This window comes from Candidatus Protofrankia californiensis (genome assembly GCF_900634765.1).
Classification (GTDB): Bacteria; Actinomycetota; Actinomycetes; order Frankiales; family Frankiaceae; genus Protofrankia; species Protofrankia californiensis.
Genome location: NZ_CAAAFT010000428.1, coordinates 50283 through 60967, shown reverse-complemented (window position 1 = coordinate 60967; position 10685 = coordinate 50283). Strand labels below are relative to the sequence as shown.

The 10685-nt window shown below is 66.0% G+C and carries 9 protein-coding genes; 5 read left to right on the top strand and 4 right to left on the bottom strand.

Going from position 1 to position 10685, the window contains the following annotated elements:
* From DD1DGNOD_RS22160 to DD1DGNOD_RS22145, 4 genes are all read right to left on the bottom strand, one after another.
* On the bottom strand, window positions 1-909 hold a 909-nt coding region (locus DD1DGNOD_RS22160; protein ID WP_430827853.1), incomplete at its 3' end, for a GlgB N-terminal domain-containing protein.
* A 30-nt stretch (window positions 910-939) separates the two neighbouring features.
* Entirely contained in the window at window positions 940-2307 is a 1368-nt protein-coding gene (locus tag DD1DGNOD_RS22155) for a maltokinase N-terminal cap-like domain-containing protein (protein ID WP_131770967.1), read from the bottom strand.
* Window positions 2308-2369: 62 nt separating this feature from the next.
* Window positions 2370-4082, bottom strand: coding sequence for a maltose alpha-D-glucosyltransferase (treS, locus tag DD1DGNOD_RS22150; RefSeq protein ID WP_131768411.1), 1713 nt, complete (start codon window positions 4080-4082; stop codon window positions 2370-2372).
* Window positions 4079-6064, bottom strand: coding sequence for an alpha-1,4-glucan--maltose-1-phosphate maltosyltransferase (locus DD1DGNOD_RS22145; protein ID WP_131768454.1), 1986 nt, complete (start codon window positions 6062-6064; stop codon window positions 4079-4081). The genes treS and DD1DGNOD_RS22145 overlap by 4 nt, the downstream gene beginning before the upstream one ends.
* 493 nt (window positions 6065-6557) lie before the next feature.
* On the opposite strand from DD1DGNOD_RS22145, the gene DD1DGNOD_RS22140 reads away from it, so the two are divergent.
* The 5 genes from DD1DGNOD_RS22140 to DD1DGNOD_RS30070 form a co-directional block, all read left to right on the top strand.
* On the top strand, window positions 6558-7133 hold the full coding sequence (locus DD1DGNOD_RS22140; RefSeq protein WP_131768410.1) for a TerD family protein: 576 nt from the start codon (window positions 6558-6560) through the stop codon (window positions 7131-7133).
* Window positions 7134-7467: 334 nt separating this feature from the next.
* Complete coding sequence (locus DD1DGNOD_RS22135; RefSeq protein ID WP_131768453.1) at window positions 7468-8622, top strand: DUF475 domain-containing protein; 1155 nt, start codon at window positions 7468-7470, stop codon at window positions 8620-8622.
* Between the two features lie 108 nt (window positions 8623-8730).
* Window positions 8731-9414 (top strand): TerD family protein, encoded by a 684-nt coding sequence (locus tag DD1DGNOD_RS22130; RefSeq protein WP_131768409.1) that lies wholly within the window; start codon window positions 8731-8733, stop codon window positions 9412-9414.
* Window positions 9415-9626: 212 nt separating this feature from the next.
* The gene (locus DD1DGNOD_RS30075) at window positions 9627-10439 is read left to right on the top strand and encodes a hypothetical protein (protein ID WP_241255914.1); all 813 of its coding nucleotides are present in this window, start codon (window positions 9627-9629) and stop codon (window positions 10437-10439) included.
* A 79-nt stretch (window positions 10440-10518) separates the two neighbouring features.
* Window positions 10519-10685 (top strand): Hsp70 family protein (locus DD1DGNOD_RS30070; RefSeq protein WP_241255919.1); only part of this gene is annotated, 167 nt, incomplete at its 3' end.

Here is a 10685-nt window from a genome sequence, read left to right as displayed (position 1 = left end):
GTCGAATCCGAGGATCTCGTACTTGTAGCGGCAACCGCCGCCGATGCCGGGTACGAACAGCTCCCAGACACCCGTCGATCCCAGTGACCGCATCGGGTAGGCGCGACCGTCCCAGAAATCGAAGTCACCGACCACCCGGACGCCGCGGGCGCCCGGCGCCCACACGGCAAAACCGACCCCGCTGATCTCGGCTGTGCCGGCGTTGTCCGGGTAGTGGCGTACTCTCGCGCCGAGCGCCTTCCACAGCTGTTCGTGGCGACCCTCACCGATGAGGTGCAGGTCCATCTCCCCGAGCGTCGGCAGGTAGCGGTACGGATCGTCGACGACGTGCGTGGCGTCGGAGTAACGGACCTCCAGACGGTAGTCGGGAACGGCGCGGGTCGGCAGCGCCACCGCGAACACCCCGGCCGTGTGCAGCCGGGTGCACTCGAAGCGTTCACCTCCGGTGAGGACGACCACGCCCACCGCGTCCGGTCGCAGGGCCCGCACGATCGTCCAGTCCCCGCGGGGGTGGACGCCGAGTATGCGATGCGGATCGTGGTGTGAACCGTTCACCAGCCGCTCAAGCTCGGCGGTTTCGACGAGCAGGGACGGGGAAGACGACGCCGGGTCGTCGTCCGGATGCCCGGTGTCTCGGAGCGCCGTCTCGTCACGCGCAGTGTCCGGATAGACCGTTTTATCGCGCTTGGTACTTGGATAGACTGTTTCGTCACGCTCGGTGTCCCAATGCGCCGTTTCGTGATGCCCGGCGTCGCCGTCGTACCCGTTTTCCCGGCGCCCGGCGTCGCCGTGCATGGCCACGGTCATGGCCATGTGCGGGGAACGGGCGCTTTCGGAGCTGGCGTCGCAGAGACGATCGCATGGGTGGCCCTTGTCGACTCCACCCACCGCGTCGTCAGGACCGATCATGGACAACACGCCATCCTTAGAACGTAGTCATCAGTCCGTGGAGGTCAGCCGTTCGACCGAACCGAGCGGGATCGGCAACCACGATGGGCGATGACGCGCCTCGTAGACGACTTCGTACACGGCCTTGTCGAGCTCGAACGCCCGCAACAGGGCAGCCTCCTCGCGTGGGTCATGCCCGCGGACGCCGGCGTACCCGATGCAGAAGGCGTCGCGGTTGCGAGCCGCCCATTCCTGTGCGCGATATCTGAGTGCGGACTCGCCCTCCCGTTCCAACAACATCGACCGTTCCAACAACATCGACTGAGCCGCGTAGTCGAATGATCGGAGCATGCCGGCGACATCACGGTGAACGGGCTGTAACGTTATGCGTTCTGTCACCGGGCGTGCCGGTTCGCCTTCGAAGTCGAAGAGTACCCAGCCTGAGTCAACCCGTAGAACCTGCCCCAGATGGTAGTCGCCGTGAATGCGCTGCAGAACAACCGGCCGCGCCCGGTGGGCGAGTTCGTCGTAGGCGGCGCGCAGCTGCGCCTCGAAGGCCTGCAGTTCCCCGACGACCTTGACCGCGGCATCCAGCCGGCTGTGCATCTGCGCGGACTCCGCCCGCAGGATCTCGGCATCACCGACAGCCGTGGGCAGTGTCTCGGCGATGATGCGGTGCACGTCCGCGGTGGCCGCACCCAGCCGCTCGGACTCGGCCGCGAAATCGCCACCGACCTCGTCGGCGTGCAGGTCCGCCTCCGCATAGAGATCGCGGACGCTGGCGAGAGCGAGCCGCCAGCCTTCGGTGCCACTGCGAAGAAATTCCTGCATGAACGCGAAAGTGGTGGTCTGACCGTCGACGACGCCGTCCAGCCAGGACAGCGGTCGGGCGACGCGGGGACTGCCCGCGTCGGCGAGTGCACGGGTCATCTCCAGGTCTGGATTCGTCCCCGGCCACAGTCGACGGAAGACTTTCAGGATGTAGGCGTCGCCGTACACGATCGAGGTGTTGGACTGCTCCGCGCCGACCACGTGGGCGGGCAGCGGCTCCAGTTCCTCCAGCGTGTACGGCACGAACCCGTCCCGGGCCGTCCGGCTGCGGATGAACGCCAGCAGGGCGGCGCTGCCGTCCGGATCGTGCAGGCCGTCGTACACCAGACCGTCCGCGCACTTGCCGACGAAGAAGCCCTCGTGCCCGTAGGGCGCGTCCGGCCGCACGACCAGGGGCACCTGATAGTGGTCGACCGGTCCGCCATCGGCGTACCGGACCTCGATGACGAAGTGGTGCAGAAGATCGGAAAGCCGCACGTTCTGAACGATGCGCAGGCTGCCCCAGGCTCGGCCCTTGCCGGCAAACCAGCGTTGCCGCGGCAGCCAGGAGACCAGGAGGACGACCAGATCAGAATTGTCGCCCACCATCGTCGACCTCCTCACGTGTCACCATCTGGCGACCATCCTCACAACCTTGTGCGCCGACCTCATCAGGAGGCCAATTCCCCCTGCCGGCCGAGTGCGAACCAGTAATGCCCGTGTCCGGGCAGGGTCAACAGGTACGGCAGTTCCCCGATCGGCGGAAAGTGCACTCCGCCGAGCAACTCGACCGGCACCATGCCGACGAATCTGCGGAGATCGAGTTCGACCGGCTGGGCAAAACGTGACAGGTTGGACACACAGAGCACCCGGTCGTCGCCGAATTCCCGGACAAAGGCGAAGACGGACGGATTGGACGCCGGGAACTCCTCATAGGTGCCGAGACCGAAGACGGGATGCCGCTTGCGTACCTCGATCATTCGCCGGGTCCAGGACAGGAAGGACGTCGGCATCCGCTGCTCGGCCTCGACGTTGAGCGCCTGGTACCCGTACACCGGGTCCATGATGGGCGGCAGGTAGAGCCGGGCCGGATCGCTCGTCGAGAAACCGGCGTTACGGTCCGGGGACCACTGCATGGGTGTCCGGACGCCGTCCCGGTCACCCAGGTAGATATTGTCACCCATGCCGATCTCATCACCGTAGTAAATCACCGGCGAGCCGGGCAGTGACAACAGCAGCGCGGTGAAAAGCTCCATCTGGTCGCGGCTGTTCTCCAGCAGCGGGGCGAGCCGCCGGCGTATCCCGATGTTCGCCTTCATACGCGGGTCCTTCGCGTACTCGGCGTACATGTAGTCGCGTTCCTCGTCGGTGACCATCTCCAAGGTCAGCTCGTCGTGGTTGCGCAGGAAAATCCCCCACTGGCAGTTCGGCGGGATCTCCGGTGTCTGTGCCAAGATCTCCGAGATGGGGTAACGGGACTCCCGGCGGACCGCCATGAAGATCCGCGGCATCAGCGGGAAGTGGAATGCCATGTGGCATTCGTCGTCGTTGCCGAAGTACTCGACCACGTCCGACGGCCACTGGTTCGCCTCGGCCAGCAGGACCCGGTCGGCGTATTTCGCGTCGATCTCCTTGCGGATCCGCCGCAGATACTCATGGGTTTCCGGGAGATTCTCGCCGTTGGTGTCCTCCCGTACGTAAAGGTAGGGGACGGCGTCCAGCCGGAATCCGTCGATCCCCAGGTCCAGCCAGAAGCGCAGTACCTCGACCATGGCTTCCTGGACGTCCGGATTGTCGTAGTTGAGGTCGGGCTGGTGGGAGAAGAAGCGGTGCCAGTAGTACTGGCCGCGCACCGGGTCCCAGGTCCAGTTCGATTTCTCCGTGTCGACGAAGATGATCCGGGCGTCGGGGAACTTCTGGTCCGTGTCCGACCACACGTAGAAGTCGCCGTACGGGCCGTCCGGTTCGCTGCGGGAAGCCAGGAACCACGGGTGCTGGTCGGAGGTGTGGTTCATGACCAGGTCCGCGATGATCCGGATGCCTCGGCGGTGGGCCTCGTCCACCAGGTTGACGAAGTCCCCGAGGTCGCCGAACTCCGGCAGGATCCGGAAGTAGTCGGAGATGTCGTAACCGCCGTCCCGCAACGGCGATTCGTAGATCGGCAGCAGCCACAGGCAGTCGACGCCGAGCCAGCTGAGGTAGTCGAGTTTGCTGGCGACTCCGCGAAGGTCACCCGTGCCGTCGCCGTTGGAGTCGGCGAAACCACGGATGAGGACCTCGTAGAAGACCGCCCGCTTGAACCACAGCGGGTCGCGGGACAGCTCGTCGGCCGACGACCCGCTGCCGCCGGCGTCCGTGTCACCGGTAGTGCCTTCGGCGCTCATTTCCTCCGCCGGACGTCGAAAATGTGGGCTGGTTCCGTCGCCGGGTCCAGCTGGACGTAATTCTCTTGCCTCCACGTGTAGTCAGTCCCGCTGATCTCGTCGTGGACGTCGAATGTTTCCCGCCACTCGAGGCCGAGGGCGGGCATGTCGAGGCGAACAGTCGTCTCCTGCGTGTTGTGCGGATCCAGGTTGACGACGACCAGAACGCAGTCGTCGCCCTGTGCCCCCTCGGATCGCTTGGAGAAGACGATGAACTCGTCGCCATCGGTATGGTGAAAACGGAGGTTGCGCAGCCAGTGCGTCGCCGGATGGTCCCTGCGTATCCGGTTCAGTCTGGCGAGGTATGGTGCCAGCGAGTGTCCGGCGCGTTCGGCACCGGCCCAGTCCCGCGACCGGTACTGGTATTTCTCGGAGTCCAGGTATTCCTCGCCGCCCGTTCGCACGGGGGTGTTCTCGAACAGTTCATAACCCGCGTAGACCCCCCATGAGGGGGACATCATCGACGCCAGCACCGCACGAATCTTGAATGCCGGGTCGCCGCCCTCCTGGAGGTAACCCGGCAGGATATCGGGAGTATTGACGAAGAAGTTGGGACGCATGTAGTGCGCGGTTTCCAGCAGTTCCCGGCCGTATGTCTCCAATTCTGACCTCGTGTTGCGCCAGGTGAAGTAGGTGTACGACTGGGTGAAGCCGGCCTTCGCCAGTGTCCGCATCATGGGCGGCCGGGTGAACGCCTCGGACAGGAAGAGCACGCCCGGTTCGACCGACTTAACCTCGGCGATGAGCCACTCCCAGAACTGGACCGGCTTGGTGTGGGGATTGTCGACCCGGAATATCCGCACCCCGTGCGAGGTCCAGTACCTGACCACGCGCAACACCTCGTGGTAAAGCCCGGCCGGGTCGTTGTCGAAGTTGAGCGGGTAGATGTCCTGATATTTCTTCGGCGGGTTCTCCGCGTACGCGATGGAACCGTCGCTCTTCACGGTGAACCACTCCGGGTGCGTCTTGGCCCACGGATGGTCGGGTGCACACTGCAGGGCCAGGTCGAGGGCGACCTCCATGCCCAGGGCGCGGGTCCGCGCGACGAAGTCGTCGAAATCGTCGATCGTACCCAGGTCCGGGTGGACGGCGTCGTGGCCGCCGGCGTCGCTGCCGATCGCCCAGGGTGAGCCGGGGTCGTCAGGACCGGTGACCAGGGTGTTGTTCGGACCCTTGCGGTTGACCTCGCCGATGGGGTGGATCGGCGGAAGGTAGACCACGTCGAAACCCATTGCGGCGACGGCGGGCAACCGCTCGGCGGCGGTCGCGAACGTTCCCGAACGTGGCGGGTCCAGACTCGCCCCCTCGGAGCGGGGAAAGAACTCGTACCAGCTTCCGAACAGCGCCCGGGGCCGGTCCACCCAGATCCGGTAGAGGGGCGAGCGGGTGATGAGCTCCCGCAGCGGGCACCTGGTGAACAGGTCGACCAGCGCCGGATCACACGCCGCCGCAATCCGCGCATGTGGATCCGTCAGAGTGTCGTCGCGTAGAGTGCTGACGGCGTGCTGGACCTCCGCCCGCCGGCTTTCGGGGACTCCGGGCAGCGCGTGGAGCAGGATCCGGGCTCCGTCCTCGAAGTCCACCGACAGTTCGTCCGTGCTCTGGCCGGCGCCTGTCTTGATCTCGATGGCGTGACGCCAGGTCGACACGGAATCGGCCCATGCCTCGATGCGGAAGCCCCACAGGCCCTCCGAGTCGACCCGGACCTCGGCTTCGTAGCGATCAGCGCCCACTCCGACCTGCCGCATCCGCGTGAACGGGTTCCCGCGCCCGTCAGGACCTGACAGCGCCACATTGGCGCCGATCAGATCGTGTCCGTCACGAAATACCGTCGCGGCGACGGTGAGGGTCTCACCCTCAACCGCCCGGGACGGCCACTGCCCACAGGATACGGCGGGGCTGACGTCAGAGATGACAACCCGGCCTATCGAACGTCCGATCATCGCCGCGACCTTATCCAGGTGAACCACCCCTTGATAGTCGGCCTCTCCTGTGCCAATTGGTGGCACCCCAACGTGAACAGCGTGGGACCACCAAGTGGGGACGCGTTGGGGATACGGAGGTACTCCGCCGGGGGAGGGGGATGTCGGCATCGGATCGAAGTCTCCACGTTGATGCGCGTTCGCAGGTGGGCCTGCTGCCGGGCGTGCACCAGCCCACCATCGGTTTCGCTCCGAGATACCCACGCCTGCCGTGCTCACGCATGGGCGGGACGGTACATCGCCGGCAGGAGTCGGCCGGCCCGGATGAGCCCACATGCCAGGCCGGGAACCCTGGCGCGGTCCCGTTCGTCTCGCAGAACACAGGCCCCATAACCCCACGTCGCCGTGGGCATGCGTGATCGAGTCCAGTAGGCTGCGTTGCGCTCGGTGCGGGGGGCGGCCAGGGCCCCGAAATACAAGGACAGCCCCGATCGCAATGACAGCAGGAGGAGCAGTGGGAGTCAGCCTCAGCAAGGGCGGAAACGTTTCGCTGACCAAGGAGGCGCCCGGCCTCACGAACATCGTCGTCGGCCTCGGGTGGGACATCCGCAGCACGACCGGCGCAGATTTCGATCTTGACGCGAGCGCGATTGCCTGCAGATCTGACGGCAAGGTGCTGTCGGACGGCCACTTCGTCTTCTTCAACAATCTCAAGAGCCCGGACGGCGCCATCGAACACCAGGGCGACAACCTCACCGGTGAGGGGGAGGGCGACGATGAAGCGATCAACGTGAGTTTCGCCAGTCTGCCTACAGAGATCGACAAGGTTGTGTTTCCGGTTTCGATCTATGATGCGGATTCACGCCAGCAGAACTTCGGTCAGGTCCGCAACGCGTTCATCAGGATCGTGAACGGTGCGGGAGGTGCCGAGATCGCTCGTTATGATCTCACCGAGGACGCCTCCACCGAGACTGCGATGGTCTTCGGTGAAGTATACCGGCACGGCTCCGAGTGGAAGTTCCGGGCCGTCGGTCAGGGCTACGCCTCCGGGCTTACCGGGATCGCCCGGGACTACGGGGTCAACGTCTGATCCTTCGGGGTCGACGTCTGATCGTCGGAGCTGACCGGATGCGGGTCGGGCCTGACAGGCGGGCCAGGAGCGCCGGCGCCACCGCGACTCGCGGGGCGTGGGGCGCTGTGGTGATGTCCCGTAACCGGCGCTGTGCGCTTGTGGCGTCGGTTTGGCCGGTTACGATGCCCGGGATCGCAGCTTGCGGCTGCGCGGGCAAGGCCACGACTGCGCTGCGGTCGGCCGGGTCGACGTGTAGTTGATGTGATGCCCTCGACGCTCCGGACCGGGGTCGAGGCGCGGTGGTGCTCCCAGCGCCGCGCCAGACCCGGTCCGGAGGAAGGTGCCTGTCCTCGTGCATGCCCTGCGAATCTTTGGTTGGTCGCTGACGGTCACCGTGGTCGGTGTCGCGTTGGCCGGAGTGCTCGGTGGTCCGCAGACGGCCGCCATCGTCGCCATCCTGGCCGTGCTTGAGATAAGCCTGTCGTTCGACAACGCCGTAATCAACGCGACGATCCTGCGCAGGATGAACGAGTTCTGGCAGCGGATATTCCTGACCCTCGGCGTTCTGATCGCCGTATTCGGGATGCGCCTGCTGTTCCCGATCGTCATCGTTGCGCTTACCGCTCACCTGGGCCCGGTCGAGGTCTTCGACCTCGCGCTGAACAACCCGGACGAGTACGCGACGCGGTTGCACGACGCGCATCCCGCCATTGCGGCCTTCGGCGGCATCTTCCTCTTTATGATCTTCCTGGACTTCATGTTCGATCCCGAACGTGAAGTCCAGTGGCTTCGCTGGATCGAGGAGCCACTGCGTAAGGCGGGGCAGCTCGACGTGTTGTCGGTCGTGGTCGGGCTCGTCTCGCTCTTCCTCGTCGCCGAGGCGTTCTCCGGTGATGCGACCCAGCAGGTGCTGACCGCCGGTGTCGCCGGTGTCGCCACCTACCTGGGCGTGCGCGGTCTCGGTGAGTTCTTCGAGGCGCGCGGCGTGGGAGCGGACGACGATGTCACCGGGGAGGCGCCGGCGGGGGCGGCGCCCGCGGCGGGGTCGACGGGCGGGCCGAACGCACTGGTTCTGGCCTCGGGAAAGGCCGCGTTCTTCCTGTTCCTGTACCTGGAGGTGCTGGACGCGTCGTTCTCCTTCGACGGCGTGGTGGGTGCTTTCGCGATCACGCAGGAGATCTTCGTCATCGCCGCCGGGCTCGGCATCGGCGCCATGTACATCCGGTCGATCACCATCTACCTCGTCCGCAAGGGCACCCTTCAGGAGTACGTGTACCTGGAGCACGGCGCCCACTACGCCATCGGTGCGCTTGCGGTGATCCTCGCCGTCAGCATCGAGACCGAGGTTCCGGAGATCATCACGGGTCTCGTCGGTGTCGGGTTCATCGGAGTCGCCCTGATCTCCTCCCTCCTGCGCCGGGGTAGGAAGCAGCGTGCCAGCGAGGGCGGGGGAAACGGCGACGGCCCGGACGAACGGCATCGTGAGATCGCCACTGTGCGTTCATAGCAGTGGCGGAGGTTCTCGGCTGCGTGCCTGCCACCGCCACGGGGGCTTGGAACGACCGAGGACAAGACTGTCCGGCTCGCGGATACGATCACCGCAAGGGAGCGGATCATGCCCATCGACTACAGCAAGCGGCCCACCGGCTCGCAGTCCAACACAGGCCCGGTGTCGCTGAACAAGGTTACTCTGACCAAGAGCGCGCCTTCGGTCTCCCTGAGCAAGCAGGGTGGCGGCGGGCGGCTGCACGTCAACCTCAACTGGAATGTCCAGGGTGCCGCGGCGTCCGCCGGTCGGGGCGGCTTTCTCAAGCGGGCGCTCAGCGGCGCACAGGGCGGGATCGACCTCGACCTCGCTTGTATGTATGAGCTTTCCGACGACCGTAAGGGGGTTGTGCAGGCGCTGGGTAACGCGTTCGGGTCCTTCGAGAGACCTCCGTACGTCCAGCTTGACGCCGACGACCGCACCGGCGCCTCCGCCGGCGGGGAGAACCTGTTCGTCAACCTCGCCCATGTCACGGAGATCCGTCGCCTGTTGATCTTCGCTTTCATCTATTCCGGCGTCCCGAACTTCGACCAGGCCGGCGCGGTGGTGACACTCACTCCGGCACAGGGCGCGCCCATCGAGGTACGGCTGGACGAGCAGGCCGGTAGCGCCCGGATGTGCGCGATCGCCTTGCTGACCAACCAGGGCGGCAACGATCTCGTCGTGAACAGGGAGGTGCGCTATGTCGGCGGTCACCAGGAGCTTGACCAAACCTTCGGGTGGGGCCTGAACTGGACTCCGGGACGCAAGTAGGCGACAGGCAGACAAAAAGGGATCGGGTAGGCGGAGGGGATGCGGTTGCGCGCGTCCGGAGGGCGGAAGCGGACGTGATCCGACCCGTGCCGCCACCTTCCGGAGATGGCGGGCCTCGTTCGATGTCCCGATCACGTCACGGGCCGGTGGCCAATGCGTCACATTCGGTTCCGTCGGGTGGCGACGACGCGGACGCGGATGCGGATGAGATCGTGGATGCGGACGGCGCCGAGGGCACCGGCCCCGGTGAGCGCGACGCCCCGGCAGCCGCGCATACGGCGCACATGGACGGTCCCGGGCGGGACGACCTGGCTGGCCGCACCTTGGCGTCCCCGGCGGAATCGTCGGCGGCGCAGGGATCGTCATCGGCGGAGCCGGTTGTCGCCGATCTCGCCGAGCCGCCCGCCGAGCCGCCCGTGGCGCAGCCCCCTGTGGCTGACGCCGCCGTCAGCGAGACTGCTGTCAGCGGGATTACTCTCAGCGAGACCGCTGTCGGTGAGGATGCTGTCGCCATCGGCGATGCCGTTGGTGCCGGTGCCGTCGATGTCCCCGCTTTCGATGTCGCCGTGGTTACTGCCGCTGCCATGCGGCTGGACGATCTGGCCCACCGGGTCGAGGAGCTGGTCAGGCTCCGGCGTCACGACGCCGACCTGGTGGACCGCCTGCATGCCGAGAACACCCGGCTGCGGGCGGGTGAACTGACCGAGGCGATGTCGCCGTTGCTGCGGGGCCTGATGCGGTTGCACGACCAGATGACGAGCCTGGGTGCGGACGACGGTCAGAGCATCGCCGGTATCCTGCGCACGCAGTTGTTGCAGGTCATGGACGTCGCCGTGGACGTCCGTCCGTACACCGCGGTTGTGGGCACGCCTTTTGACCCAGCCCGCCACGTGGGCGTGCGCCGTATCGGTACGGACGACTCCGAGCGTGATCGGACGATCGCTCGAACTGTCAGACCCGGATTCGTCCGCGGTGAGTCGATCCTGGTGCGCCCGGCCGAGGTGGAGGTCTTTCGGGCACACTAGAGGGCCGAAGGCGGCGCGATCATGCTCCTTTCGCGTTCGGATCGTTGAACGGTGGCCGCGGTTTGTCGGAGGGAACTACATGGTGCGGACAAAGGTGTTCGGGATCGACCTGGGAACGACGTACTCGTGCATCGCCCAGGTGGACGAGTACGGACGCCCTGACGTCATCCGCAACATCGAGTCGCAGCCGACCACGCCGTCGGTGGTGCTGTTCGACGAGTCGGCCGACGGCGGTGTCAGTTTCGT

Coding starts and splice junctions, on each gene's coding strand:
- DD1DGNOD_RS22155 (WP_131770967.1), bottom strand. CDS start 2,307: ATGGTGGGCGACAATTCTGATCTGGTCGTCCTCCTGGTCTCCTGGCTG.
- treS (WP_131768411.1), bottom strand. CDS start 4,082: ATGAGCGCCGAAGGCACTACCGGTGACACGGACGCCGGCGGCAGCGGG.
- DD1DGNOD_RS22145 (WP_131768454.1), bottom strand. CDS start 6,064: ATGATCGGACGTTCGATAGGCCGGGTTGTCATCTCTGACGTCAGCCCC.
- DD1DGNOD_RS22130 (WP_131768409.1), top strand. CDS start 8,731: ATGCCCATCGACTACAGCAAGCGGCCCACCGGCTCGCAGTCCAACACA.